At 67.0% G+C, this 26,392-nt stretch carries 18 protein-coding genes and 1 pseudogene; 9 read left to right on the top strand and 10 right to left on the bottom strand.

What is annotated here, in order from left to right:
• Positions 1-272: pseudogene (locus BM060_RS33095) on the top strand (hypothetical protein); the annotation flags it as partial.
• 123 nt (positions 273-395) lie between these two features.
• Here BM060_RS33095 and BM060_RS30105 read toward each other — a convergent pair.
• Positions 396-1,205 carry a hypothetical protein gene (locus tag BM060_RS30105; RefSeq protein ID WP_074985960.1) on the bottom strand — a complete coding sequence of 270 codons (810 nt, stop codon included), beginning with the start codon at positions 1,203-1,205 and terminating at the stop codon, positions 396-398.
• Positions 1,206-1,274: 69 nt separating this feature from the next.
• Here BM060_RS30105 and BM060_RS30100 point away from each other — a divergent pair, with 69 nt between their 5' ends.
• Positions 1,275-1,577: a hypothetical protein gene (locus tag BM060_RS30100; protein ID WP_061563304.1), complete on the top strand. Its 303-nt coding sequence runs from the start codon at positions 1,275-1,277 to the stop codon at positions 1,575-1,577.
• Between the two features lie 24 nt (positions 1,578-1,601).
• On the opposite strand, the gene BM060_RS30095 is transcribed toward BM060_RS30100, so the two are convergent.
• The 4 genes from BM060_RS30095 to BM060_RS30080 form a co-directional block, all read right to left on the bottom strand.
• A complete protein-coding gene (locus BM060_RS30095; protein ID WP_074985958.1) occupies positions 1,602-4,940 on the bottom strand; it encodes a DEAD/DEAH box helicase family protein in 3,339 nt (1,112 codons plus the stop codon).
• The gene (locus BM060_RS30090; RefSeq protein WP_083426875.1) at positions 4,940-7,909 is read right to left on the bottom strand and encodes a DNA methyltransferase; all 2,970 of its coding nucleotides are present in this window, start codon (positions 7,907-7,909) and stop codon (positions 4,940-4,942) included. The genes BM060_RS30095 and BM060_RS30090 overlap by 1 nt, the downstream gene beginning before the upstream one ends.
• A 338-nt stretch (positions 7,910-8,247) precedes the next feature.
• Positions 8,248-8,790, bottom strand: coding sequence for a flavin reductase family protein (locus tag BM060_RS30085; RefSeq protein ID WP_043317344.1), 543 nt, complete (start codon positions 8,788-8,790; stop codon positions 8,248-8,250).
• Between the two features lie 134 nt (positions 8,791-8,924).
• The gene (locus BM060_RS30080) at positions 8,925-9,728 is read right to left on the bottom strand and encodes an AraC family transcriptional regulator (protein ID WP_245323005.1); all 804 of its coding nucleotides are present in this window, start codon (positions 9,726-9,728) and stop codon (positions 8,925-8,927) included.
• 317 nt (positions 9,729-10,045) lie between these two features.
• Here BM060_RS30080 and BM060_RS30075 point away from each other — a divergent pair, with 317 nt between their 5' ends.
• The 6 genes from BM060_RS30075 to BM060_RS30050 all read left to right on the top strand — a co-directional run bounded on the left by BM060_RS30075 (position 10,046) and on the right by BM060_RS30050 (position 16,456).
• Positions 10,046-10,966 (top strand): LysR family transcriptional regulator, encoded by a 921-nt coding sequence (locus BM060_RS30075; protein ID WP_074985952.1) that lies wholly within the window; start codon positions 10,046-10,048, stop codon positions 10,964-10,966.
• A 463-nt stretch (positions 10,967-11,429) separates the two neighbouring features.
• A complete protein-coding gene (locus BM060_RS30070; RefSeq protein WP_135499935.1) occupies positions 11,430-13,268 on the top strand; it encodes an amidohydrolase in 1,839 nt (612 codons plus the stop codon).
• A 46-nt stretch (positions 13,269-13,314) separates the two neighbouring features.
• Positions 13,315-14,592 (top strand): OprD family porin, encoded by a 1,278-nt coding sequence (locus tag BM060_RS30065; protein ID WP_074985948.1) that lies wholly within the window; start codon positions 13,315-13,317, stop codon positions 14,590-14,592.
• 96 nt (positions 14,593-14,688) lie between these two features.
• Positions 14,689-15,381 (top strand): hydrolase, encoded by a 693-nt coding sequence (locus BM060_RS30060; RefSeq protein WP_074985946.1) that lies wholly within the window; start codon positions 14,689-14,691, stop codon positions 15,379-15,381.
• 75 nt (positions 15,382-15,456) lie between these two features.
• Positions 15,457-15,729 (top strand): XapX domain-containing protein, encoded by a 273-nt coding sequence (locus tag BM060_RS30055; protein ID WP_074985944.1) that lies wholly within the window; start codon positions 15,457-15,459, stop codon positions 15,727-15,729.
• Between the two features lie 55 nt (positions 15,730-15,784).
• On the top strand, positions 15,785-16,456 hold the full coding sequence (locus BM060_RS30050) for a YoaK family protein (RefSeq protein WP_074985942.1): 672 nt from the start codon (positions 15,785-15,787) through the stop codon (positions 16,454-16,456).
• Between the two features lie 778 nt (positions 16,457-17,234).
• On the opposite strand, the gene BM060_RS30045 is transcribed toward BM060_RS30050, so the two are convergent.
• The 5 genes from BM060_RS30045 to mexA all read right to left on the bottom strand — a co-directional run bounded on the left by BM060_RS30045 (position 17,235) and on the right by mexA (position 24,741).
• Positions 17,235-18,320: an MBL fold metallo-hydrolase gene (locus tag BM060_RS30045; protein ID WP_371857850.1), complete on the bottom strand. Its 1,086-nt coding sequence runs from the start codon at positions 18,318-18,320 to the stop codon at positions 17,235-17,237.
• Positions 18,321-18,462: 142 nt separating this feature from the next.
• Positions 18,463-18,918, bottom strand: coding sequence for a MarR family winged helix-turn-helix transcriptional regulator (locus tag BM060_RS30040; protein WP_074985937.1), 456 nt, complete (start codon positions 18,916-18,918; stop codon positions 18,463-18,465).
• An 89-nt stretch (positions 18,919-19,007) separates the two neighbouring features.
• Positions 19,008-20,447, bottom strand: a complete 1,440-nt coding sequence (locus BM060_RS30035; protein ID WP_074985935.1) for an AdeC/AdeK/OprM family multidrug efflux complex outer membrane factor — start codon at positions 20,445-20,447, stop codon at positions 19,008-19,010.
• A 1-nt stretch (position 20,448) separates the two neighbouring features.
• Positions 20,449-23,589 (bottom strand): efflux RND transporter permease subunit, encoded by a 3,141-nt coding sequence (locus BM060_RS30030; RefSeq protein WP_074985933.1) that lies wholly within the window; start codon positions 23,587-23,589, stop codon positions 20,449-20,451.
• A 15-nt stretch (positions 23,590-23,604) separates the two neighbouring features.
• Positions 23,605-24,741, bottom strand: coding sequence for a multidrug efflux RND transporter periplasmic adaptor subunit MexA (mexA, locus tag BM060_RS30025; protein WP_143096612.1), 1,137 nt, complete (start codon positions 24,739-24,741; stop codon positions 23,605-23,607).
• Between the two features lie 531 nt (positions 24,742-25,272).
• Here mexA and BM060_RS30020 point away from each other — a divergent pair.
• On the top strand, positions 25,273-26,205 hold the full coding sequence (locus BM060_RS30020; protein ID WP_074985928.1) for an AraC family transcriptional regulator: 933 nt from the start codon (positions 25,273-25,275) through the stop codon (positions 26,203-26,205).
• Positions 26,206-26,392 lie beyond the last annotated feature (187 nt).

Raw genomic sequence — 26,392 nt, 5'->3', positions numbered from 1 at the left:
TGATTCAACTTGTTAAAGAGCAGTTGGTTGATTCTTTCGTCTCAACCGAGGCCGCGCATTCTACGCCAACCTCTTATTTCGTCAAGCGTTATTTTCAGAATTTTTCGTTCCTACTCAACCGCTTGCACTGTCGATCGGCCGGGGCTTCTCGTCAGCGGGAGGCGCATTCTACAGCGATCAAACTCGCTGTCAAGCACCTCGGCAATCTTCCTTTTGGCTCGCTGCCGGAGCAGCTGTCGAACCCAAAGGCGGCGAGTGAATCACCGGCCTGATCACCACTCTCAACTTCTAACCCGCTTAAGTGCTTGATTTTCAAGCTCTTTCAGCGCTTCGCCGCTGGGAGTGGTGCGCATTATAGGGAGTTAAAACCCCCCGTCAACGACTTTTTGAAACTTTTATTTCAGCGGCACTCTTTCCTGCAGCAGCGAGACCAGCGAGTCGAAGTCATTCATCTGATAGAGCGGCAGGTACAGCTTCCTGACCGCGCCCCTCACCTGCCCTGCCGAGCCCATGTCGCCGCTGACCACCTTCCTCTTATAGGCAACCTGCTCGTCCTGGTGCCGGTACACGTCTTCCGCCGACATCCAGAACACGCCCTTCACGCAAGGCAGGTCGTACCAATAGACGTAGGCGCACTTGTGCGCGCCCGGGCCGTTGACCACGAGCTCGCGCTGGGCGTTCAACTTGCCGGCGACATCCAGCGTCATCGAATGGGAATAGCACTCGTAGGCCGGGTTGACCTTCTTCGAGATCAGCAGGAACGGCCGGAAGATGACCTTGAACTCCATCAGCAGCAGAACTTCGCCGGTCTGCACATGCCGCACCTGGAAATCCGGCATGTGCAATTCCTGCTGATCGGCCCGTTCGATCACGAGCCCCGGAACGAGGGTATCCAGGACTTGCTGGAAGTAGGCCTCGAACACCGCCTCCAGTTCATTGCCCAGGTCGATGTCCGGGTTCTTGTCTATCTGCTTGAGCGTGGAGAGGTGAAACTTCTCGCATTCCCGGCAAACCGCATCGCCAGGTCTTTTCAGCGCCGGCGCGCCCTGAGCCTCATCGAGATACATCGTCTGGTAGTAGTGCCGAGACTCCCGCTGCCAGGCGAGCAGCCTGGAATGTCCCGCCGGAACGCGGGCGACCAGCCCCTGCGGCAACGACTCCAACAGGTTCTGATACAGGTTGCAGGCCTTCCATGGATTCGACATGCGAACAGCTACTCCCTACAATCGACGCCCTTCAGTCATGCTACACGAAGAGATCGCACGTTCTTCATGATCAAGCTGCTCAACACCTACGAAGACCGCGACGAGGCGGAAGCCGCCGCCGAGAAGCTGACCGGCCCCAAGCGCCTGGCCAGCGAGCGCGACGACACCACCACCATCTACAACCTCTTCGGCGCCCCGACCTGGGGCAACTTCCTCCGCCTGGGCATGTACAACCTGGAGGAACTCAAGGCCCTGCTGGCCAACCGGGAAAGCTGGGATGGCGCGCAGCAGGCGCGCCACGCGGAAATCGCCCGGACCCTGGCCATAGTGGCCAAGAACTACGAGATCGAAGTTCCCGCCCACTGGCTGTAGCCCCCGGCTACAGCCGGCAGTTCCCTACCCTATCCTCGCGAACATCTTCTCCAGATAGCTGCCGGCGCCATCCTCCATGAAGAGGATGTGGCGGTCCTCCAGCTCCGCTTTCGGGCAATGCTCCGCGACGTTCAGCAGCTCCGTATAGGGCGTCGGCGACAGCACGAAGGCGTTGAGCACCAGTGCCTGCTCGCCCGGCCTGGCCAACGTGGCCTGGATCGACTTGACCTCCTTGTACAGGCCCAGCTTCGGGTGCCCCAGGTCCAGGTTGCGCAGGCCCTTGGGGTCCACGAAGGTCAGCCACTGCTGCCCCGTCGCCTCGTCCACCAGCCAGAGCAGGAAATCGGGATAGAAGTTGCCCGCGGTGGCGAAGCCCAGGCCCTTGTCCTGGGTGGCGGCGTTGCGCAGCAGGTATAAGCTGCGCGAGCCGATGGCCTTCCTTCCCGCGGGCGAGCCGTGGAAAGCCTCCAGGTCCCTGACGAAATCCCACTCGCTGGGCGCGTCGAACGCCAGCGGGCGCAGCTTGAAGGGCACGGCGTCCTTGTCGTCCAGCGACAGCAGCGGGTAGTACAGGTGACGATCGAAGCTGATGGCCACCATGTGCGGCGCGCTCCATTGGCCGGCCTGGTCGATCCGCCCTTCCGCCACCAGCGCCTTCAGTTCCTCCAGCTTGCGGAAATACTCCAGGCCCTGCTCGCCGCCCTCGATTTCGAAGCGGTAGCCCTTGAGCATCGAGCCGTGCCCCGCATCCAGTTGGACCACGTCGTAGAACTGGCCTTCGTAACCGCTCTTCAGGGCCTTGTAGAAGCGCTCGGTGTAGTCGACCAGCAGGCGGACCAGTATGTCTTCCTGCTTGCGGACGTCGGCATAGCCGGTGATCGCCAGCTCGCTGGCCGGGATCAGCAGCGTGTACCAGTCGGCCGGCCCCTGGCAGAACTCCATCAGCTTCTGCCGGTCCAGGCGCAGGTTGCTCCAGCCCCGCTGCAGCTTGCAGTCCTGCAGCTCGACATAGATGCGGTCCCAGTCGAACAGGCCGAACAGCGCCGGGTTGAGCTTGGCGCGGTTGCGCGCCTGCGCCACGGAGCCCGCCGCCTTCGTAGTGCTCAGCGCCTCGATGCGCGGATACAGGTCCAGCGTCACATGGGGCAGCTTGACCTTGCCGGCGAACGCCGCGGGCACTTCGTACAGCCAGGGGAAATGGGTGCGCTTGAAGCCCTTCTGCTGGTTGTCCTTGTAGCCGTCCTTGAGCGCCAGGGTCCTCAGCTTGCCTTGCGGCAGGTTCGCCCGGGTGGGGAGCTCCAGCTCGATCAGCTCGTCGCTGGGGGTGATCCCCTCTTCCTTCAGGTAATCCTTGAAGGCGGCGATGTAGTTGGCGCGCACGCCGAAGATGTTCAGGGTTTCCAGCTTGTCCAGGTGCAGGCCCTTGGGGCGCTCCTGCGGGCTGGTGCGCTTCAGCGAGAAGCCCTCGCCCTTCAGCCGCACGCCGCGGCCGAACAGCTGGATGATCTGCGAACCCTCGCCCTGCCCCATGTTGAGCAGGCCCATGGTGGAAACCCGCCAGCTGCTCCAGCCCTCGGTGAACTTGCGCGAACCGATCAGCACGTTCAGCCGGCTGTCCTTGTGGTTCAGGGTGCCGAAGAGCGCGCCGCTGAAGTCGTCCGCCTCGCTGTCGAAGGCCGCGCAGGCCTCGGCCTGGCGGAAGAAGGCGGAGTCGTCGCCGATGTTGATCAGTGCGAAAGGCTCGCCATCGCCCACCCGCAGGGCCAGCTCGCCCTTGCTGTTGCGGATGTTGACCAGCTTCAGGCGCTGGCGGGCCGGGGCGTTGAAGACACGCTGGAGGATATCGGCGTACAGCTCGTCGATCCTGTCGCCATAGCCCAGCAACGGCGCGAAGCGCCCCTGGAAGATGTTGTTGCCCTTGGCGTCCAGCAGCTGCGCCTTGTCATTCACCAGGTCCGCCAGCCAGGCCTTGATCTGCGCCTCGCGGTTGAGGAACTCGGCGAGGAAGGTCACCACCTCGAGAATATCGGAGTCTTCGTCCGCCACCTTGTTGCCGACGAACACCCAGAGCGGCTTCTCGATGTTGAAATCCTGCAACTGCTCGCGATGACGGCCCCACAGCCAGGTCTGCTGATAGAAGGCCAGCAGGCAGGCGGCGAAATACTTGTAGGCGTTGTCGCCCTCGGCGTAGGCCTCGCCGTTCATGTTGAGGATCAGCGAGTCCTTGCCGTAGCCATCCTCGTAGAAGAACTTGTACGAGTAGTCGAAGAGGATGCACTTGGCATAGACCTCGCGGGTCGCGGTGATGCGCGCCTGGCGCAGCTCCTCCGCAGTCAGCGCCAACTGCGCCAGCTGCTCCTCGTCCAGCTTCTTCAGGCTGGCGGTCTGGAACAGCATCTTCGCGCGCTTCTTCTTCAGCTCTTCCTCCGCCGCGTCGACGGTCAGCCCCTTGGCCACCGCCTGGCCGAAGGTGGCCGAATACTCGAAGGCGAAGCCGCCGCGCACCAGGGCGTCGCGCCGGCTCATCCAGGCCCCCGCGGCAGTCCCGGTGCCGCGGTGACCTTCGTCCACCAGCACCAGGTTGTTGCCTTCGAAGGCTTCCACCGCCACGGTCTTGTCGCCCATCTCGTCGCCGAGCTTGTTGATGTCGATGATCTCGATGGTGCCGCGCGGCGGCGTCTGGCTCTTGTTGAAGAACTGGGCGAAGCCGAAGCCGGACAGGTGCAGCTCTTCCAGGTGTTGGCGCGACAGGCCTTCGTTGGGCGTCAGCAGGATGACCTTGCTCGGGTAACGGTCGCCATTGCCGGCCTGGAAGTAGTGCAGGTACTGCAGGATGTTGACGTGCAGCAGCAGCGTCTTGCCGCTGCCGGTGGCGTTCCAGAAGGCGATCTTGTTCAGGTCGTCGGCGTCGAAGTCGCGGAACGGGTCGGCGCCGGCCTCCCCGCGGTAGGTCGCCAGGGTTTCGTTCAGGCCATCGAGCAGCGCTTCGCGGCGATTGAAGTACCAGTCCAGGTAGATCTCGCTGAACAGCAGCGACAGGTACTGGAAGTACTTCATCTGCAGTTCGTGGCCTTCGCGCTTGTTGCGCTGGGCGGTGATGCGCTGCCAGTGCGCGACGATGTTCAGGTCGTAGCGGCGCAGCTCCGCCTCGCCGATGCGCTGCGGCTCGAAGAGGTTGCCGGCGAGCTCGTGGAAGAACAACGTCTGGCCGTCATCATCGATGCCCTCGTGGCGGTCGTCGCCCAGGCGCAACTTCAGCGCCCCCAGGCTGCCGCCCTTGAAGAAGCCCAGCATCCAGCGGTTGAGCACCAGTTCCTGGTGGAAGCTGCGCTTGCCGGCCGCGCCCCGTGGTGCTCGCGCCATCAGAGCGTCTCCACGGCGAACATGCGTTCGAGGAATTCCGGCTCGATCTGGCGCAGCTTGAGCTCGCGGGTGGCGCCGCCCTGCGCCGCGGTCTGGGTGAGCACCGAGGGGATGTTGTGGTCGCCGTTGAGGTAGATGACATCGAAGCGGCTGTTCGCCGGGTCGATCGCCAGTTCCTCGCAGAGCCGGCTGATGCCCTCGTAGTCGAGAACCTCGCAGTCACGCCAGAGCACCAGGCAGCTTTCCCCGCCCGGCAGGCTGCCGGTGACCTTGACGAAGCCGCGTTCCAGCTGCGCATCCACCTGGCCGACGCGCAGGCCGAGGAGGTAGTTGAAGGTCTCGACCAGGTCCACCGGGCGCCGCTCGAAGGCGCCGGCGGAGTCCACCGCGATGTCCATGGCGTAGTCGAACGGCTTGCGGAAATCGCCGATCGACAGCAACGAGGCGCGGCTTTCCACGTTCAGCATGTAGCGCAGCAGGTAGTCGTCCCGCGCGTGGTCCGGGAGGAAGCCGAACAGGTCGCCCACCGCCGGCGGCCGGGCGAGCTGGATGTTGTTCAGGGCGTCCTCGTAGCTCTCCAGCTTGAGCACCTTGAAGCAGCCGGACAGGCCGGTCTGCGGCGCCGTGGGCTCGCCGTCCTTCCATTGCGCGGAGTAGATGGCCTTGATCGCCCGCGGCTTGGTCACGGTTTCGAAGTACTCGCCCTGCTCCACCAGGATGAACCCGAGTTTGGGCTCCAGGCCCGCGGCCTGGGCCTCGCGCCGCAGCTCCACCACCGCATGGGCGGTGGTGCCGCTGCCGCCGAAGTAGTCGAGCACCAAGGCCTGCTCGTCGGCCTGGACCGCCAGGGAGATGCACTTCTTCACCAGGTGGATCGATTTCGGGAAGTCGAAGCGCTTCTCGCCGAGCATGTCGATGAGCAGGCTGTTGCCATACTTGCCGGCATCGAACTCGCCGCCGCTCCAGACGGTCTTGGGCACGGTCTGTTCATGGGTGACGAACAGGTCCCAGTCATCGCCGACCTTGAGCGCCGCGACGCGCTCCAGGTTCTGGCGGATGGAGTCGAGGCCGAAGTTCCAGCGCCGCTCGACGCCTTCCTGGTCGATAGGCCACACCTCGATGCGCCCATCGGCCAGCAGGACGTTCTTGCCGGTCGGGTGGAAGTCGTCGTCCGGCACCGTGCCGACGTCGACCACGCGGCCGTCCAGCACGTAGATCGGGTAGAACGACGGCCGCCGGTCGATGCGCCGGGAATTCTCGCCCCAGCGCCGCATCTTGCGCGGGGTGCCGTTCTCTTCCAGGGTCCTGGCGATGCTCGACAGCCCGTCGCGGGTGAGGAACAGCGCGTACTCGTGGGTACGGTTGAAGTTGCGGGTGATCGAGCCCTTGGGGTTGTGCACCACGGTGACCCGCGACAGCGTGTGCTCCGGCGCCACCTGCTCCATCACCTTGGACAGGTTGACCATCTCGGAGTCGTCGATCGCCACCGTCTTCACGCCGTCGAAGCGCAGCAGGCTCATGCCCTTGAGCAGGCGGTCCTGCATCAGGCTCATCCAGGACGAGTGCTTGTACTCGTTCTTGTAGAGGATGGGCGTGGAGTTGGTGTTGTAGGGCGGGTCTATATAGATGTACTTGACCTGCTCGCGGTAGCGCTCCTGCAGGAAGCTCAGGGCCTGGAAGTTGTCGCTGTGGACGAAGGTGCCGTTGACGCTGCCATCCAGGTCGGCGATGGAAGCCAGCAGCCGCGCCTTGAAGGCGGCGTCGTAGAGGCTGGTGTCGAGCATCCGGAAGGGGGCGTTGCGCAGGTCCTGCTCGGTGCCGTTCGCCGCGCCCGTCCAGAGCCCCAGCTGGCGCCACTGCTCCCACTGCCGGGGGTTGCCGGCGATGGCCGGATACAGTGCCTCCGGCACCCGGTCCAGGGTGATGCAGTAATGGCTGGAGACCACGAACTTCTTCTTCAGCCAGAGCTTCTTCTGGAACTCCTCCAGTTGCGCCAGGAAGTCGATCAGCTCCCGGGCTATGGCCCGCAGGCACTGCGTCATGCGCAGGCTCTTGTCGATGTCGGCGATGGCCGTGGCGTTCTGCAGGTCGTCCAGGTGCAGGACTTCGTTCTTGATGTAGAAGTCCAGCTCGCCGCGCAGGAAACGCCCGAGGTCCTTGTGGATGAAGTAGTCGGCGGTGTTCTTGCTGGCGTAGTCGGTGAGATTCTTCTCCAGCAGCGTGCGCTGCGGGTTCTTCTCGGTCGGCTCGCGCCTGGCCAGCTCGGCCCAGCGCGCCTTGACCGCCGCGTCGCCCAGCACGGTCTCGACGGCCTTGCCGATCAGCGTCTCCTGCTTGGTGCCCTTGGCCACCGCGCGGTATTCGAAGCGCAGCGTCAGCAGCGGCTGGCCGTCGGCCCCGTCGCCCTCCTCGATGGGCAGCAGCGCTTCGTCGTATTCGTGGCCGTGCTCGTCGGTGCGGCTCAGCGTCATCGGCTCGATCAGCGCGAAGCGGCGTTCCTTGTCGTTGTCCTTGCGGTTGTCCTTGGCGGTGTCGGCGGCCACCAGGCGGAAGTGCACGGCGCGGCCGTCTTCCAGGCGGAAGCTGTAGTTGGCGAAGTTCTCGCCGCTCTTGGTGTAGTACTGGTCCTTGTTGGCCCAGTGCAGCATGACTTCCTCGCCGGCGTAGGGGATGGCATAGGTGTCCCCCTTGTAGCGACGCTGGCTGACGAAGTCGCCGTTGTTGTAGTAACGGCTGAAGAAGGTCAGCAGGTGGCTGAAGACGGCATTCTCGTGCTCGGCGCCATCGCTCCCCGCCAGGTGCTCCTGGATCTTGCGCGGCAGGCGCCGCTCCAGGTAGTCGTTGATCTCGCCGGCGCGGGCATTGAGGATGCGGTAGACGCCGAAGTCCAGCTCCGGGCGGTCGATCTGGAAGATCTCGCGCAACTTGGCGACCAGGGCCTGGTGCTTGGGATTACGGATGTCGCTCATGACTTGGCCTTTTTCAATACCGCTGTATCTGTCCGGGTTCGCCGCCAGGGAAACGCACGCCGCCCCCGCAGCCAGGTTCGGCATGGCGGGCTCGGACTATGCTCGGGATGCACGCGCCGCCGGCCCGCGCCGCAGTGGCGAAGCGCTTCGACGGCATGACGACCGGGGTGGCAGGCGGAATCAGGATTCAGCTCCCTCTGCGATCCGGCAGGCAGTGAATCTCAACTGACTTGCGATTGGCAACCTGGGCCGCGCCCTGCCAATCCAAACCGTTGATCTTACAAGAGAAGCGCGTCATTCGCGACCGGCGGGGGCCGGGCTGCGCCAAGGGAGCTCGACTAGACGCCGGGCGGCAGCTTCGAGCGCATCGCCTTGCGCCGGTCGAACGTCTCGCCATCCGCCACGAAGGTGCCGTCGCCGACCGCATGCAGGGTACGGCGTTCCTCGCGCTTGGAGTCAACGTAGGCGGCGATGCCGTCGAGCACCACTATGTTGTGCCGCTCGACCACGTCGACCACCCGGCACTCGATGTTCGCCAGGCACTCGCCGATCAGCGGCGCGCCGACATGCCGGGCCGGCACGGCGGTCAACCCGAAGCGGGCGAACTTGTCGGTGTCGGCGCCGGAGCAGGTGCCTATGCCGACCACGGTGTCGAGCAGGTCCACGGTGGGAATGGCGATGACGCACTCGCGGGTCTTTTCCAGCGCGGCGTAGGAATGGTTCCAGGGCCCGGTGGTGAAAGCGAAGCGCGGGGTGAAGTCGACCACCATGGTCCAGGACAGCGTCATGATGTTGGGCTGGCCAGCGTCGCAGGTGGTGACCAGCACCACCGGGCCGGGCTCCAGCAGGGTGAAGGCCTTCTCCAGCTTCAGCGCTTTCATGGCAGCTACTCCTCGTCGCAGGGTTCCACGCAGGGGCGGGAAGGCATAGCGTAGGCGCTTTCCCATGGATTGCCCATGAGGCGCCTTACGGGTGGCTGCCAGCCCCGGCGCCTCTTCTTCGGGAGCGCCGCGCGCTAGCGCTCCAGGCGCTGGAAGCGCCGCCAGCTGGCCGGCGACATGCCGGTCAGGCGGAGGAACACCCGGGAGAAGTGCGACTGGTCGGCGAAGCCGCAGTCCAGGCCTATCTGCGACAGGCCCAGCGGGGTGTCGCGCATCAGCGCCTTGGCCTTTTCCACGCGCATTCTCAGCAACCAGTCGTGGGGCGACAGGCCGGTGCTGAGCTTGAAGGCGCGCGTGAAGTAGCTGCGGGACAGCGCACACTCCTCAGCCAGGCGGGCTACCGACAGGCCGTCGCTCAAGTGGTTGGCGATCAGTTCCTGGGCGCGCCGCAGCTGCCAGCCGGCCAAGCCCCTGGCCGACTCCCGTGGTGCCGGGGCCGCGCCGTAGTGGGCGTTGAGGTGGGTGCACAGGGCCAGCAACACCTGGTCGACGAACAGCTGGTTGGCCTGGCCCGGCATGTCCAGCGCGGGCAACAGGGCCTGCGCCAGGTGGTAGACGACGGGGTCGTCCTGCCCGGTGAGCCTGTCGAACGCCACCGGCGTGGCGACGCCTTCCTCGTAGAGCAGTTCGTTCATGGCAGTGCACGGCAGGGTGAAGCGCAGGTTGTCGTAGGCCGCCAGGTGCTGGCAGCGCACCTCGTCGCCCAGGTAGGCGATGGCCATGCTCTGCCGCGCATGGCCGCCGTCGAACACCAGGCGGCCGCCGCGCCAGAGGCGGTGCGAGGCGAAGTCGCGGAGCTGGACGATGACCGAGAAGGCATCGTCGCAGGGGATGTTCAGCACCTGCTCGGCGTCCGGGCGCTCCTCGCTTCTGCGCATAATCGAGCAGCTCCCGCCGCCGAGGGCCGCCGCTGCCCGCGCCTGCCCGTCCCGGGCCGCCTCCTGCCTTGCCTTATTGTCCAAGCGCATGGCCTGCCCTCCCGGCTCGAATTCATCTGTCCAATCGCCCCGCGGGGCTCCCTGGGGAGCGACGCCCGCTGAGCCCGGTATAGAGCCCCCGCATTGCAGCGAGACGACAGCCTGCAGGATAGACGCCCCGCCACCCGGCCACTCCCGAGCCGTTAGAGGAAGATGATATTGAGCGTCCAGGCCAGCACAAATAGAATCAATGGAATTTCATCCATTCCCTTTCATGCATGAAACGCCTTCCCGACCTGGAAGCTTGGGCGATCTTCGCCCAGGTGGCCAACAGCGGTTCCTTCGCCGGCGCGGCCGAGGCGCTGGGCATTTCCCAGCCCACGGTGTCCAAGGCCATCGCGCGCCTGGAGCGCCGCCTGGGCACGGCCCTGCTGCACCGCACCTCGCGCCGGCTGTCCCTCACCGCCGCCGGGACCCAGGCCTGGGAACGGGCCTTGCGTATCCTCGAGGAAGGGCGCGCCGCGGAGGCCGAGGCCTGCGCCCAGGCCAGCACGGCAAGCGGCCGCATCCGCATGACCGCGCCCATGTCGTTCGGCCTGAAGTACCTCGCGCCGCTGGTCCCGGCGTTTCTCCAGCGCTACCCGGAAATAGAACTCGACCTGTCCCTCGACGACCAGGTGGTCGACGTGGTGGCCGGCGGCTTCGATGTCGCCCTGCGCATCGCCGAGCTGCCCGACTCCAGCCTCAGGTCCCGCCGCTTGTGCGCGGTACGGCGGCCGCTGGTCGCGACCCCGGAATACCTCGACCGGCACGGCCGCCCGCGCCACCCGGAAGACCTGGCGCAGCACCGCTGCCTGCTCTACAGCAACCTGCCGACGCCGGAGGTCTGGAAGTTCCATCACCCGCTCCAGGGCGAATGCGCCGTGCCGGTGCGCGGCCGGCTCAGCAGCAACAATGCCGACGTCATCGGCCCCGTGCTGATGGCCAGCCAGGGCCTGGCGCTGCAGCCGGAGTTCATCGTCTGGGAGGCCCTCAAGAGCGGGGCCCTGGAAGAAGTCCTGGCGGACTGGCACATCGCCCCGATCCACATCAACCTGGTGACGCCGCCCGGCCCCTTGCGCCCGGCGCGGGTCACCGCCCTCCTCGACTTCCTCGGCGAACACCTGGCCCGCGCGCCCTGGGCCCTGAACGGCGCTTGAGCGAGCGCGGCGCACAAACATCCCAAATGCGCGCATCGCGACAAGACCGGGGGTAGCCGGCCGGCGCACAGTCTGCGCTCCACACCCCACCGGAGCCCCTTCGCCATGGCTACTGCGAAAGCCCCCGGCCGTTCGTTGCCGACCCCAACCGATCGTCTCCTGACCAGGCTCGACTGCCGCCCGCGGCTACCCTTCACCAGCACCTCCCCGGGCGCCTGCGCAGGCTGCTGAACGCCATGCTCGATCCGGCATGCGGGCGCCCCCGGCGCGGCAACGGCCTCCGGCCGCCCCGGCTGCCTGCCCGCCGCCCGAGGAACGCCCGATGAGCCAAGACCCATCCAACCCCAGCCGCCGCCACTTTCTCGCCGCCGGCTCCGTGCTCGGCGCCGCGGGGGCGCTGCTGTCCGCCCTGCCCCTGGCCGGCGCGGCTGGTTCCACGCCTGTCGAAACCCGAGGCAAATCCATGACCGCCGACCTGATCCTGCACAACGGCCGCATCCACACCGTGGACCGCGACAACCCCACCGCCAGCGCCGTCGCCATCAAGGGCGGCAAGTTCCTCGCCGTCGGCACCGACGCCCAGGCCATGGCCCTACGCGGCAGCGCCACCCAGGTCGTCGACCTGAAGGGCCGCACCGTCATCCCCGGGCTCAACGACTCGCACCTGCACCTGATCCGCGGCGGGCTCAACTACAACCTGGAACTGCGCTGGGAAGGCGTGCCATCGCTGGCCGACGCCCTGCGCCTGCTCAAGGAACAGGCCGAGCGCACGCCCTCGCCGCAGTGGGTGCGGGTGGTCGGCGGCTGGACCGAGTTCCAGTTCGCCGAGAAGCGCATGCCGACCCTCGACGAGCTGAACCAGGCCGCGCCGGACACCCCGGTGTTCGTCCTGCACCTGTACGACCGCGCCCTGCTCAACCGCGCCGCCCTGCGCGTGGTCGGCTACACCAAGGACACGCCCAACCCGCCCGGCGGCGAGATCGTCCGCGACAGCAGCGGCAACCCCACCGGCATGCTGATCGCCAGGCCCAACGCGATGATCCTCTACGCCACCCTGGCCAAGGGGCCCAAGCTGCCACTGGAATACCAGGTGAACTCCACCCGCCAGTTCATGCGCGAGCTCAACCGCCTGGGCCTGACCAGCGCCATCGACGCCGGCGGCGGCTTCCAGAACTACCCGGACGACTACCAGGTGATCCAGCAACTGGCCGACGCCGGCCAGCTCAGCGTGCGCATCGCCTACAACCTGTTCACCCAGAAGCCCAGGGAAGAGCTGGCGGACTTCAGGAACTGGACCGGCAACGTGAAGTACGGCCAGGGCAGCGACTTCTTCCGCCACAACGGCGCCGGCGAGATGCTGGTGTTCTCCGCCGCCGACTTCGAGGACTTCCTCGAACCGCGCCCGGACCTGCCGCCGAACATGGAAGCCGACCTGGAGCCGGTGGTGCGCCACCTGGTGGAGCAGCGCTGGCCGTTCCGCCTGCACGCCACCTACAACGAATCCATCTCGCGCATGCTCGACGTGTTCGAGAAGGTCGACCGCGACATTCCCTTCAACGGCCTGCCGTGGTTCTTCGACCACGCCGAGACCATCACCCCGCAGAACATCGAGCGCGTGCGGGCCCTGGGCGGCGGCATCGCCATCCAGGACCGCATGGCCTTCCAGGGCGAATACTTCGTCGACCGCTACGGCGCCAAGGCCGCCGAAGCCACCCCGCCGATCCAGCGCATGCTCGCCGAGGGAGTGCCGGTGGGCGCCGGCACCGATGCCACCCGCGTCTCCAGCTACAACCCCTGGACCTCGCTGTACTGGCTGGTCAGCGGCAAGACCGTCGGCGGCCTGAGCCTGTACCCCGAGGGCCTGTCCCGCGACACCGCGCTGCAGCTGTTCACCCACGGCAGCGCCTGGTTCTCCAGCGAGCAGGGCAAGAAGGGGCAGATCAAGGTCGGGCAACTGGCGGACCTGGCGGCGCTCAGCGCGGACTATTTCAGCGTCGAGCCGGAGCAGATCAAGTGGCTCGAATCGGTGCTGACCGTGGTCGGCGGCAAGGTCGTCTACGCCGCGGGCGAGTTCGACAAGCTGGCGCCGCCCGCGCTGCCGGTGCTGCCCGAGTGGTCGCCGGTGGCCAAGGTCCCCGGCCACTGGAAGCCGGCCGCGCCGCTCGCCGCCCAGGTGCACCAGTGCATCGGCGCCTGCGCGGTGCACGCCCACGACCACGGGCGGGCGCGCCGGTCGAACGTGCCGGTCAGCGACTTCCAGGGCTTCTGGGGCGCCTTCGGCTGCTCCTGCTTCGCCTTCTGAAAGCCGGCGCGGGCCTGGCGGCCCGCGCCATCACCGAGAGCCCGCGATGGTCCGACGCTCCCCCACCCTGCTGCTGGCCACCCTGGCCTGCGCCGCCTCGCAAGCCCGCGCGGCCCCGCACGACGGCCTGCTGGACGGTGCGCAATGGTCGCTGCTCGGGCGCAACTACTTCCTGCAGAACGACTACCGCACCCAACCCTCGCCCAGCGGCCAGAGCCTGCGCCAGGAATGGGCCCAGGGCTTCATCGCCGACTTCCGCTCGGGCTTCACCCCAGGCGCGCTGGGGCTGGGCTTCGACGCCCACGCCTTCCTCGGCGTCAAGCTCGACGGCGGCCGCGGCCACGCCGGCACCGGCCTGCTGCCGCGCAATGCCGACGGCTCCGCGGCCGACGACTACTCCGACGCCGGCGGCGCGCTGAAGCTGGACTTCTCCCGCAGTACCCTGAAGCTCGGCGAGATGACCGTGGAAACCCCGGTCTTCGACACCGGCGACAAGCGCCTGCAGCCGGAATACGCCAGCGGCGCCCTGCTCGACTCCCGCGAGCTGGCCGGCGTGCACCTGCAGGCCGGGCGCTTCACCGCCTTCAGGAACCAGGACTCGGCCTCCGGCCACGGCGACTTCGACGGCTATGGCGCCAGCACCCACGGCAGCGCGGTGAGCTTCGCCGGCGCCGACTTCGCCCCGCCCGGCGACTTCGGCGGCGCGCTGTTCGCCGGCCAGCTCGACGACGCCTGGCGCCAGTACTACCTGAACCTGCACTACGGCCATGCCGGCCTGCTGGTCGACGGCAACCTGTACAGGACCCGCGACGAAGGCCAGGCCCGCGCCGGGGCGATCGACACCACCACCTGGAGCCTGTCGGCGCGCCAGCGCTTCGGCGCCCAGGCCCTGACCCTCGGCTACCAGCAGGTCGACGGCGACACCCCCTTCGACTTCGTCGGCGGCGACTCCATCTACCTGGCCAACTCCATCAAGTACGCCGACTTCAACGGCCCCGGCGAGAAGTCCTGGCAACTGCGCTACGACCTCGACCTGGGCGTGTTCGGCATCCCCGGCCTGGGCTTCATGGCCCGCTACGTGCGCGGCAGCGGCATCGACGGCAGCCATGCCCCCGCCGACGGCGCCTACGCCGGCATGTACGGCCGCGGCGGGCGCCACTGGGAGCGCGACAGCGAGCTGCGCTACGTCTTCCAGTCCGGCCCGGCCAAGGACCTGTCGCTGTACCTCTCCCAGGTCAGCCACCGCGCCGACGCGGCCCAGGGCGGCGACGACATCGACCGCCTGTACCTGATCATCGAATACCCCCTCAAGGGCGCCCTGTGAGCCCGGAAGCCCCCAGGCCCGGACCAGGCCGCCTGCCACCCGGCGCGGCATGCATGTGCCACGCTCCATCCACTCGACCCATGAAGGAAGAGAACCATGAGCAACAAATACCTTGAACTCCTGACCCCGCAGAACAGCCAGCTCATCTTCATCGACCAACAGCCGCAGATGGCCTTCGGCGTGCAGTCGATCGACCGCCAGGTGCTGAAGAACAACGTCGTCGCGCTGGCCAGGGGCGCCAAGGCCTTCGCCATCCCGACCACGATCACCACGGTCGAGACCGAAGGCTTCTCCGGCTACACCTACCCCGAGCTGTTGGCGGTGTTCCCGGAAAACAGAATTCTGGAACGCACCTCGATGAACTCCTGGGACGACCAGAACGTGCGTGACGCACTGGCCGCGAACGCCGCCAAGGGCCGCAAGAAGGTCGTCGTCTCGGGGCTGTGGACCGAGGTGTGCAACACCACCTTCGCCCTGTCGTGCCTGCACGACACCGACTACGAGATCTACATGGTGGCGGACGCCTCCGGCGGCACCTCGGCGGATGCCCACAAGTACGCGATGGACCGCATGATCCAGGCCGGCATCGTCCCGGTGACCTGGCAGCAGGTGGTGCTGGAATGGCAGCGCGACTGGGCCCGCAAGGAGACCTACGAAGACGTCATGGCCCTGGTCAAGGACCACTCCGGCGCCTACGGCATGGGCGTGGACTACGCCTACACCATGGTCCACAAGGCGCCCGAGCGCGTGCAGCACGGTGAGCGCATCGGCCCGAACCCGGCCAAGTAAGGCCGTAAACCGGCCCCGGGGGCGTCGCGCTGCGATCCCCCGGTGCCTACGTCCGCCCCGGCATCGAGGTGAACCATGAAACTGTATGTCCTGTCCCTGGGCGCCGGCCTGCTGGTCGGCATCATCTACAGTCTGTTGAACGTACGCTCGCCCGCCCCGCCGCTGGTGGCCCTGGTCGGCCTGCTCGGCATCCTGGTCGGCGAGCAGGTCATTCCGGTCGGCAAGCAATTGTTGAGCGGCACAGCCTTCAGCACGGCCTGCGACAAGGCCCAGGCGACCAACCACGTGCTCGGCCAGTTGCCTGGCCGGCAGGCATCGGAAGAGGCTGCCGAACGGGAGCGAACCTGAACGGCGTCACTCCATCCGACTGCGCACTGTCCGCCACCGTTTCCAAGGAGCCAACATGGAACAGCCCGCCGTCTCGCCCACGCTCAGCGGATTGCTGGGGTTCAATGCCGGCTATGTGGATACCGCCGGCTTTCTCGCCCTGCATGGGCTGTTCACGGCCCACGTCACCGGCAACTTCGTCACCCTGGGCGCGACGCTCGTGCACGGGACCAGCGGCGCCCTGGCCAAGCTCTCGGCCTTGCCGGTCTTTTGCGTGGCGGTGGTGCTGTCGAGGCTGATCCGCTCACCGGGATGGCTGATGCTCGCCAAGATTCCCTTGCTGCTGGCCGCCGCGGCCATCCTGATCGCCTCCGGGCCGTTCCAGGACGCCGACGCGGCCCCGGCCTTCACCGCGGGCATGTTGCTGGTGGCAGCCATGGCCATCCAGAACGCGCTCCAGCGCATGCACCTGGCCAACGCGCCGCCCTCGACGCTGATGACCGGGACCACCACGCAAATCATGCTCGATCTGGCCGACCTGCTGCGTGGTGTGGAGGGTTCGGCGCGTGCCCTCGTCCTGGGCAGGATGCGCAGGATGGCGTTCGCCGTGCTGGTGTTCGCCGCCGGCTGCGGCTTGGCGGCGCTCGCCTACGTCTGGGTGGGGATGTGGTGTTTCATCGTGCCGCCCGTCGTCGCCCTGGCTGTGGCGCTTGTCGGTGTGCGTGGTAGTGAGGGGCGGGTTGCGTAGGTTCCGGGCTGGGAGTGCTGTTTTTTCACAGGGGAACGGTATTTTTCATATGGGGTGGGGCTTGGCTTTTGGCTTGCGGAGTGTGGCGCTTTGGCCCCGCGCTCCGATCTCCACCCCGTCATTCCCGCGAACGCGGGACGCGGCTCCATCGCGAACAGCGCTTGCGCTGGCCCGAAGGGGAATAACCCAGAGACTTCTTCGGGTTGGGTTCGGTGTAGCGCGCCGTTCCGAGGGTACGTCACGGGGCTCTCGCGACATCCATGTCGCATGACCTCCTGAGCGCCGGTTTCGCTCGGCCTTCTGAAGGGGCGTTTCGGAGTGCGCGGATGTTTCTCTGGAAATCCGCCGAATCGCGGACAAAGTCCGCTCCTACCGCATGAGCGAGCATGGCTTTTCGTAGGATGGTGTTGAGCGAAGCGATACCCATCAGCGCAACCGCATGGGTTTCGCAAGCTCAACCCATCCTACGAAGAGCGCCTCGGAGCGGCCTGCCTATAGTTCCAGGAGGCACGGGCGTAGGAGCGGACTTTGTCCGCGATTGGATTCACCGGCACCGCCGAACGCTCCGGTGGCACGGCCAACGGCGGATAACCGCGAACGGTTATGCGCCCTACGAACCTCCCGGCTAACGCTGCGTTACCCACCCACCCCGAACGGCCCCCTCTCCCTCTGGGAGAGGGCTGGGGTGAGGGGGCAGAGCCAGGCTTGATCACCTTCGCTGAACCAACGCACCACACAGCATCACAGCTCTCGGCCATTCACTGCACACACCTCCCGCTCACCGCACCTCGCCCAAACGCGAACAACGCCGAGCACCCGCGCCACCCTCGACCCACTCCCCTTCGACGACCGCACGCCACCAGCGCTCGCCCGCATGGGGCGCATGCAGGTCGACACGTTCCCCCATCCTTGGCGTGGACACCCGCACCTCATACTCGTCCGCCCACACCAACACCCGCTCGAACGGCTCGTGCCAGGCGTGCAGCGCCAGGTCGAAGGTGCCGTTGTGGATCGGCAACAACCAGTTCCCGCCCAGGTCGCGGTGGGCCTGCACGGTCTGTTGCGGGTGCATGTGCACGTAGGGCCAATGCTCGTTGTAGGCGCCGGTTTCCATCAGCGTCAGGTCGAAGGAGCCGAAGCGCCGGCCGATCTCGGCGAAGCCGTCGAAGTAGCCGCTGTCGCCGCTGAAGAACAGCCGCAACGCGGGAGCCTCGATCACCCACGAGCACCACAGCGTGCAGTTGCCGTCGCGCAGCCCACGTCCGGAGAAGTGCTGGGCCGGTGTGGCGGTCAGGCGCAGGCCGCCGGCCTCGATGCCCTGCCACCAGTCGAGCTGGCGCACCTTGGCCGCCGGCACGCCCCAGGCCAGCAGCCGGTCGCCCACGCCCAGCGGCGTGAGGAACAGCTCGACGCGCGGCGCCAGGGCCTTGATGGTGGCGCGGTCGAGGTGATCGTAGTGGTCGTGGGAAAGGATCACGCCGCGGATCGCCGGGAGTTCGGCCAGGGCCACCGGCGGTTCGTGGAAACGCCTGGGGCCGGCAAACGGCAGCGGCGAGGCGCGCTCGGCGAATACCGGGTCGGTCAGCCACCAGCCGCCCTGCAGTTTCAGCAGCACGGTGGAATGCCCGAGGCGGAACAGGCTGCCGTCCGCCGCGGCCTCGAGCGCCGCGCGGCTCAGGCGCTGCACGGGCAGCGGCGCCCGCGGCACGGTGTGCGCCGGCTTGTTGAACAATGCGTTCCAGACGACCCTGGCGTCCGGCTTGGGCATGTCCGCCGGGCGCGGTGTCAGGTTGTGGAAGCGCCCCTGCCTGGCCTGGGGCGAATACCCATGGTCGGCGATAGGCGCGCGCAGCAGCGGATGGATCTTCAAGAGGACAATCCCGTGGGTGGAAAGGGACAAGCCAGCAGTATAGGGCTGCCCGGGAACGGCGCCTTGCCCATTCCCTCGGCATTCCTGCCCGATCCTGCCGGCGCCGGATAAGGGCACAGGCGGCGCGGCAGCCGGCTCAATCCGCCCCCGATGGCGACGAGAGCGTGGCCTGCTCCATCAAGCGGAAGACCCGCAGCGCCGCCTCGAGGTCGGCCTGGTCGGCCTTGGCCAGCACCTGCTCGCGCGCCCTGCCCAAGGCCTCCTGGAGCCGGTGCGGCATGGCCCGGCCGGCGTCGGTGAACCACAGGGTGCGCACCCGCTGGTCGTCGTCACCGACCTGGCGCCGCACCAGCCCCGCCTCCGTCAGGCAATGCAGCGTGCGCACCATGGTCGCCGCGTCGATATCCATGGCCTCGGCCAGTTCCCGCTGGCTCACCCCCTCCCCCAGCCGCGCCATGTTCAGCAGGGCGTTGCTGGCGAGCAGGGACAGCCCATAGGGCTCGAGCGCCGCCTGGGCGCAGTGGCGCCAGTGCGCGCCGAGGGGAATGAGGTCGCCGGTGAATTGCTGTCGCAGTTGTTCGGTCTTGTTCATGGGCCGGTCCCATCGTCAGACAGGGCGAAGCGTCATGCTCATCGCCTGGAAGAAATGGCCAGCCGGCGGCGCCGGGCTGGCCGGGTTGCTCACATCTGCCGCGGCGGCGTTTCCCGCGTGGCCGTGGTGGCCTGCCAGCCGCCGCCGAGCGCCTTGTACAGGTTCACCTCGCTGGTGAGCTGGTTCAGGCGGTCGCCGATCAGCTGCTGGCGGGCGCCGAACAGCGAACGCTGGGCATCGAGCAGGGTCAGGTAGTTGTCCACCCCGGTGCGGTAGCGCTTGTCGGCCAGGCGGTAGTAGGCGTCGCTGGCCTGCACCAGGCTGCGCTGCGCCTGCAGCTGCTCGCTGAAGGTCCCGCGCGCGGCAAGGCCGTCGGCGACTTCCGCGAAGGCCGTCTGGATGGCCTTCTCGTACTGCGCCACCTGGATGTTCTTCTGCACCTTGGCCAGGTCCAGGCTGGCCTTCAGGCTGCCGGCGGTGAAGATCGGCAGGTTGATCGACGGCTGGAACAGCCAGGAACCGGAGCCGGCGTCGAACAGCCCGGACAGCTGGCGGCTGAGGGTGCCGGCGTTGGCGGTCAGGCTGATGCTCGGGAAGAACGCCGCGCGCGCCGCGCCTATGCTGGCGTTGGCCGCCTTGAGCTGGTGCTCGGCTTCGAGGATGTCCGGGCGCCGCTGCAGCAGGTCCGAGGGCAGGCCCGCCGGCACCTCGGCCAGCAGCGGCTGGTCCAGCGTCAGGCCCTGCGGCAGGTCGGCCGGCACGCCGGCGCCCAGCAGCAGGGTCAGGGCATTGCGGTCCTGGGCCAGCAGGCGCCTGTACTGCGCCAGGGTCGCCCGCGCGCTGTCCACGGCGGTCTGCGCCTGGCGCAGGTCCAGGGCCGAGGCCACGCCGACCTCGTTGCTGCGCTTGGTCAGCTCGTAGCTCTTCTGGTAGGTGCCGAGGGTGTCGCGGGTCAGCTGCAGCAGGTCCTGGTCGGCCCTGAGCGTCAGGTAGGCCGTGGCCACGCTGGCCACCAACGAGGTCTGCGCGCTGCGCTGCGCCTCTTCGGTGGCCAGGTATTGCTCCAGGGCCTGGTCGCGCAGGCTGCGCAGGCGGCCGAACAGGTCGACCTCCCAGGCGGTGGTGCCCAGGGTCACCCCGTACTGGCTGCTGATGCCCGCGCGGCCGGTGCCCGACAGGTCGCCCGGCAGGCGCTGGCGCGAACCGCTGGCGTCGATGCCGACCTGCGGGAACAGCTCGGCGCGCTGGATGCGGTACTGGGCGCGGAAGGCCTCGACGTTCAGCGCGGCGACGCGCAGGTCGCGGTTGTTGTCCAGCGCCACCTCGATCAGCCGCTGCAGTTGCGGGTCGCGGAAGAACTCGCGCCAGCCGAGGTCGGCGACCGCGCTGCCAGTGCTGCCCTGCGCATAGGCCGGCCCCTGCGGGTAGGCCTGCGCCACCGGCGCTTCGGGGCGCCGGTAGTCGGGGATCAGCGAGCAGCCGGACAGCGCCACGGCGGCCACGGCCAGGGAAAGGAAGGACTTCTTCATGTCATTGCCCCTTTGCATCGGTTGCGTCCTGCGCGGGCCGCTTGCCCTTGAACAGCGAACCGACGACGACATAGAACAGCGGCACCCAGAACACGGCCAGCACGGTCGCGGTGACCATCCCGCCGATCACGCCGGTACCGATGGCGTGCTGGCTGCCCGAGCCGGCGCCACTGGAGATCGCCAGCGGCACCACGCCGAGGACGAAGGCCAGCGAGGTCATGATGATCGGGCGCAGGCGCATGCGGCAGGCCTCGATGGCCGCCTCGGCGTAGCCCTTGCCCTGCTCGTGCAGCTCCTTGGCGAACTCGACGATGAGGATGGCGTTCTTCGCCGACAGGCCGATGGTGGTGAGCAGGCCGACCTGGAAGAACACGTCGTTGGACAACCCGCGCAGCAAGGTCGCCAGCAGCGCGCCCACCACGCCGAGCGGCACCACCAGCATCACCGAGAACGGGATCGACCAGCTCTCGTACAGCGCCGCCAGGCAGAGGAACACCACCAGCAGCGAGAGCACGTACAGCGCCGGCGCCTGGGAGCCGGACAGCCGCTCCTCGTAGGACAGCCCGGTCCAGGAATAGCCGATGCCCGCCGGCAGCTGCTTGACGATCTCCTCCACCACCGCCATGGCCTCGCCGGAGCTGCGGCCCGGGGCCGGCTCGCCGAGGATTTCCATGGCCGGCACGCCGTTGTAGCGCTCCAGCTTGGGCGAGCCGTAGCTCCACTTGCCGGTGGCGAAGGCGGTGAAGGGCACCATCTCGCCCCTGTCGTTGCGCACGTACCACTTGCCCAGGTCGTCCGGGTTCATCCGCGCATCGGCGCGGCCCTGCAGGTACACCCGCTTCACCCGGCCACGGTCGATGAAGTCGTTGACGTAGCTGGAACCCCAGGCGATGGAGACGGCATCGTTGACGTCGGCGATGGAAACGCCCAGCGCGCTGGCCTTCTCGTCGTCGATCTCCAGCTTGTACTGCGGCTCGTCGTTCAGGCCGTTGGCGCGCACGCGCTGCAGCACCGGGCTCTGCGCGGCGAGCTGGAGGAACTTGTTGCGCGCCTGCAGCAGGGCTTCGTGGCCGAGGCCGGCCTGGTCCTGGAGGAACAGGTCGAAGCCGGTGGCGTTGCCCAGCTCCAGCACCGAGGGCGGCGGGAAGGCGAACACCAGGGCGTCCTTCAGGGTGAAGAAGTACTGCTGGGCGCGCTGGGCCAGGGCGAACACGGTGTTCTCGGCGCCCGGGCGCTCCTCCCAGGGCTTGAGCAGGATGAAGGCGATGCCCGAGCTCTGGCCGCGGCCGGCGAAGTTGAAGCCGGTGACGGTGAACACCGAGCTGACCGAGGCGCTTTCCTTGTCCAGCAGGTATTCGCGCATCTTGTCCACCACCTCCTGGGTCCGCTGGGAAGTGGAACCCGGCGGCGTCTGCACCTGGGCGAAGAGCACGCCCTGGTCCTCGTCCGGCAGGAAGGCGGTGGGAATGCGGGTGAACAGCCAGCCCATGCCGATCACGATCACCAGGTACGCCAGCAGGAACGCCGGGCGGCGGCGCAGCACGGTGCCGACGCCCCGCTCGTAGCGCCCGGTCATGGCCTGGAAGCGGCGGTTGAACCAGCCGAAGAAGCCCTTCTTGTGCTCGCCGTGGTCGCCCTGGTGGATGGGCTTGAGCATGGTGGCGCACAGCGCCGGGGTGAGGATCAGCGCCACCAGCACCGACAGCGCCATGGCCGAGACGATGGTGATGGAGAACTGCCGGTAGATCACCCCGGTGGAGCCGCCGAAGAAGGCCATCGGCAGGAACACCGCGGACAGCACCATGGCGATGCCCACCAGCGCGCCCTGGATCTGGCCCATGGACTTGCGCGTGGCCTCGCGGGGCGACAGCCCCTCCTCGCTCATCACCCGCTCGACGTTCTCCACCACCACGATGGCGTCGTCCACCAATAGGCCGATGGCCAACACCATGCCGAACATGGTCAGGGTGTTGATCGAAAAGCCGGCCGCGGCCAGCACGCCGAAGGTGCCCAGCAGCACCACCGGCACGGCGATGGTCGGGATCAGCGTGGCGCGGAAGTTCTGCAGGAACAGGTACATCACCAGGAACACGAGGAGGATCGCCTCGCCGAGGGTCTTGACCACCTCATGGATGGAGGCCGAGACCACCGGCGTGGTGTCGTACGGGTAGACGATCTTCATGCCCGGCGGCATGAACGGCTCCAGGCCCGAGATGGTCTTGCGGATCGCCTTGGCGGTGTCCAGCGCGTTGGCGCCGGTGGCCAGGCGGATGGCGATGCCCGAGGCCGGCTTGCCGTTGAACTGCGCGTCGATGCTGAAGTCCTGGCCGTCCAGGCCGATTTCGGCGACGTCCTTCAGGCGTACCTGGGAACCGTCGGCGTTGACCTTGAGCAGGATGCGGCCGAACTGCTCGGCGGTCTGCAGGCGCGTCTTGCCGACGATGGTGGCGTTGAGCTGCTGGCCCTTGACCGCGGGCAGGCCGCCCAGCTGGCCGGAGGAGATCTGCACGTTCTGCGCCTGCACCGCGGTGCGCACGTCACCGGGGCTGAGCTGGTAGCTGTTGAGCTTGGCCGGGTCGAGCCAGATGCGCATGGCGTAGGAGGAGCCGAACACCTGGAAGTCGCCCACGCCCGGGGTCCGCGACAGCGGGTCCTGGATGTTGGAGACGATGTAGTTCGACAGGTCTTCCTTGCCCATGCTGCCGTCGGTGGAAACCAGGCCGACCACCATGAGGAAGTTGCGCACCGACTTGGCCACGCGGATGCCCTGCCGCTGCACTTCCTGCGGCAGCAACGGGGTGGCCAGCTGCAGCTTGTTCTGCACCTGGACCTGGGCGATGTCCGGATCGGCGCCCTGGTCGAAGGTCACGGTGATGGTCATGCTGCCGTCGGAGTTGCTCTCCGAGGAGATGTAGCGCAGGTGGTCCAGGCCGTTGAGCTGCTGCTCGATGACCTGCACCACGGTGTCCTGCACCGTCTCGGCGGAAGCGCCCGGGTAGCTGACCTGGATGGCGATGGCCGGCGGCGCGATGGCCGGGTACTGGTTCACCGGCAGCTTGAGGATCGACAGGCCCCCGGCCAGCATGATCACCAGGGCGATCACCCAGGCGAAGATGGGCCGGTCAATGAAGAATTTCGACATGCTGGAATCCCTTGGTTAACCCTGGCTGTCCGTTTTCGCGCCCTCGGCGGGCGCGACGTTCTTCGCCGGCACGGCCTTGGCCTGGGCGCCCGGCTGGACGAACTGCAGGCCTTCGGTGATCAGGCGGTCGCCAGGCTTCAGGCCGTCGGTGACCAGCCAGTAGGCGCCGAGGGTGCGGTCGGTCCTGATGTTGCGCAGCTCGACCTTGTCGTCGGCGCCCAGCACCAGCGCGGTAGGCTGGCCGCGCAGGTCGCGGGTCACGCCCTGCTGCGGGGCGAGGATGGCCTGCTGGCGCACGCCTTCCTGCAGCTGCGCATGGACGAACATGCCCGGCAGCAGCTCGCCCTTCGGGTTGGGGAACACGGCGCGCAGGGTCACCGAACCGGTGCCCTCGTCGACCGAGACCTCGGAGAACTCCAGGCGCCCCTGCAGCGGGTATTCGCTGCCGTCTTCGAGCTTCAGGCTGACCTTGGCCGCGTTGTCGCCGGCGCTCTGCAACTGCCCTTCGGCCAGTTCCCGGCGCAGGCGCAGCAAGGCGGTGGAAGGCTGGGTGACGTCGACGTAGATGGGGTCCAGCTGCTGCACCGTGGCCATGGCGGTGGCCTGGCCGCTGGTCACCAGCGCGCCTTCGGTCACGCCGGAACGGCCCACGCGCCCGGAGATGGGCGACAGCACCCTGGTGTAGCGCAGGTTGATGCGCGCCTGCTCGACCGCGGCCTTGGCGCGCAGGTAGGCGGCATTGGCGTCGGCGTACTGCTGCTTGCTCACCGCCTCGTCGGCCACCAGCAGCTTGTAGCGCTCGGCCTGCTGCTGGCTGGAGACCAGGTTGGCCTGGGCGCTCTGGTAGTCGGCCTCATAGGGCGCGGCGTCGATCTGGTAGAGCTGCTGGCCTTCCTTGACGTCGCTGCCTTCCTTGAACAGGCGCTTGAGGATGATGCCGTTGACCTGCGGGCGCACCTCGGCGACGCGGTAGGCGCTGGTGCGGCCGGGCAGCTCGCTGTTCAGGGTCACCGTCCTGGCCTGCAGGGTGACGACCCCCACCTCCGGCAACTGGGCCTGGGCGGCGGCCTGGTGCTTGTCGCACCCGGCCAGGCCCGCCATGGCGATGAGCAGGGCCGACGCCAAGACGGATTTGGCTGGCTTTCGACGCATAGCGCTTGTCCTCATGTTGATATTTTCCATTGCCAGGTCGAGCTGGCGCTTTCACTGTTTTTCAGTTGAAGCCGGCAATACGGAAGCCCTCCCGCACTCTCGAAGAGCAGGTTCGAATGAACTTCCGATCAATTGGAGAAAGTCTTCCGGCAGAGCAGTCGGAAAGTTGAAGCGCTCAACTTTCAATGCGTGAGCAGGACGGAAAAATAGCGATAGAGCCTATTCCCTGGGCTCTCGGAGTTTCAGTTCCGGTCCAAGGCCTGGAATATATTGCTCGAGTCTATTTGGGCTGTTTCTTGTTCGAAGGGCTTGTTCGTCCACGCGGAACTTCAGCATCTTCCGAGACCGCGTCGAGTTGCCCGATGCAGAATGAATACCAAATGAAAACGGCATACCCGACGGACTTGCCCATGCGCCAGCGGCAGGTCGATGCAAACAACGGCGAGAAAAGACAGTGGCGTAACCTTACCCCTGGCATGCCGGACCATCCATGCTATAGGGTACGGTTTTCTATCGAGATCGTACGGAACCATGGACCCTCTTTCCGATGTGCTTTCCCTGCTCAAACCGCGTAGCCAGTTTTACGCCGGCCTGGATGCCGCGGGAGCCTGGTCCTTCGATTTTCCCCCGCACCAGGGCATCAAGTTCACCGCCGTCCTGAAGGGCACGTGCTGGGGGAGAACCGCGGGGCAGGAGCAGCCGATGCGTTTCGCCGAAGGCGATTGCTACCTGCTCAACAGCGGGCAGCGGCTGATCCTGTCTTCAAGCCCCGACCTGGCGCCGGAAGACCCCTCGGACATCATGGAAGCGATAGCCCATGACGGCATCGCCCTGCACAACGGCGGTGGCGAGGTCTTCCTGATCAGTGTGCATTTCGATTTCTCCAACTCCCAGGCCGCCGTGTTGTTCGATGCGCTGCCCTCGCTGATTCATGTCGAAGGCGGTTCGAGCCAGGCGCAGGTCTTGCGCTGGGCCCTGGATCAGCTGGCAACCGAGCTGCGCCACCAGGAACCGGGCTCGACCCTCGTCTCCACGCACCTCGCCCACCTGATGCTGGTACAGATACTGCGGCTGCACCTGGCCAACACTTCCCCGGGTTCCCCTTCGGGCTGGTTCCTCGCCTTGTCCGACCACCAGGTCGCCAGCGCGATCGGCGCGATCCACTCCGCCCCGCAACGCCGCTGGACGCTCGAAGAGCTGGCACGCGTCGCCGGCATGTCGCGCACGGTCTTCGCGCAACGCTTCAAGCAACTGGTGGGCAGGACGGCGATGGAATATCTGGTCCGCTGGCGCATGCTCATGGCGGCGGATCGTCTGCGTAGTGGTAGTGAGAATATTGCTTCTATCGCTTTTTCCCTGGGTTATGAGTCAGAGAGTGCTTTCAGTACTGCATTCAAGCGCACCATGAGTCGTTCGCCTTCGCAGTATCGGCGTGGGTTCGTTGTGGAGGGTGTGGAGCGGTGAGACTTGCGGTCTTCCCCCTTCGCTCAGGACAGCCCCCTCTCCCTTCAGGACGGGGCGCGCAGCCGAGGGCTGGGGAGAGGGTTACGGACTCCCCCCCACACCTCTGCCAACCCTGACTCCGCTCCCCCTCCCTAACCCTCCCCCGCAAGCGGGAGAGGGGACCGTTCGGCGTGAAGTGCAATCACGA

Origin of the sequence: Pseudomonas citronellolis (genome assembly GCF_900112375.1) — a bacterium.
In the GTDB taxonomy this organism is placed as follows: Bacteria; Pseudomonadota; Gammaproteobacteria; order Pseudomonadales; family Pseudomonadaceae; genus Pseudomonas; species Pseudomonas citronellolis.
This window is presented reverse-complemented; position numbering and strand designations above follow the sequence as displayed.

Excerpts from the sequence above, each read along its gene's own strand:
- BM060_RS30075 (WP_074985952.1), top strand. The coding sequence starts at position 10,046 with ATGAAACGCCTTCCCGACCTGGAAGCTTGGGCGATCTTCGCCCAGGTG.
- BM060_RS30090 (WP_083426875.1), bottom strand. The coding sequence starts at position 7,909 with ATGAGCGACATCCGTAATCCCAAGCACCAGGCCCTGGTCGCCAAGTTG.
- BM060_RS30030 (WP_074985933.1), bottom strand. The coding sequence starts at position 23,589 with ATGTCGAAATTCTTCATTGACCGGCCCATCTTCGCCTGGGTGATCGCC.
- BM060_RS30055 (WP_074985944.1), top strand. The coding sequence starts at position 15,457 with ATGAAACTGTATGTCCTGTCCCTGGGCGCCGGCCTGCTGGTCGGCATC.
- BM060_RS30065 (WP_074985948.1), top strand. The coding sequence starts at position 13,315 with ATGGTCCGACGCTCCCCCACCCTGCTGCTGGCCACCCTGGCCTGCGCC.
- BM060_RS30105 (WP_074985960.1), bottom strand. The coding sequence starts at position 1,205 with ATGTCGAATCCATGGAAGGCCTGCAACCTGTATCAGAACCTGTTGGAG.
- BM060_RS30020 (WP_074985928.1), top strand. The coding sequence starts at position 25,273 with ATGGACCCTCTTTCCGATGTGCTTTCCCTGCTCAAACCGCGTAGCCAG.
- BM060_RS30085 (WP_043317344.1), bottom strand. The coding sequence starts at position 8,790 with ATGAAAGCGCTGAAGCTGGAGAAGGCCTTCACCCTGCTGGAGCCCGGC.
- BM060_RS30035 (WP_074985935.1), bottom strand. The coding sequence starts at position 20,447 with ATGAAGAAGTCCTTCCTTTCCCTGGCCGTGGCCGCCGTGGCGCTGTCC.
- BM060_RS30080 (WP_245323005.1), bottom strand. The coding sequence starts at position 9,728 with ATGCGCAGAAGCGAGGAGCGCCCGGACGCCGAGCAGGTGCTGAACATC.
- BM060_RS30040 (WP_074985937.1), bottom strand. The coding sequence starts at position 18,918 with ATGAACAAGACCGAACAACTGCGACAGCAATTCACCGGCGACCTCATT.
- BM060_RS30095 (WP_074985958.1), bottom strand. The coding sequence starts at position 4,940 with ATGGCGCGAGCACCACGGGGCGCGGCCGGCAAGCGCAGCTTCCACCAG.
- BM060_RS30070 (WP_135499935.1), top strand. The coding sequence starts at position 11,430 with ATGACCGCCGACCTGATCCTGCACAACGGCCGCATCCACACCGTGGAC.
- BM060_RS30050 (WP_074985942.1), top strand. The coding sequence starts at position 15,785 with ATGGAACAGCCCGCCGTCTCGCCCACGCTCAGCGGATTGCTGGGGTTC.
- BM060_RS30060 (WP_074985946.1), top strand. The coding sequence starts at position 14,689 with ATGAGCAACAAATACCTTGAACTCCTGACCCCGCAGAACAGCCAGCTC.
- mexA (WP_143096612.1), bottom strand. The coding sequence starts at position 24,741 with ATGCGTCGAAAGCCAGCCAAATCCGTCTTGGCGTCGGCCCTGCTCATC.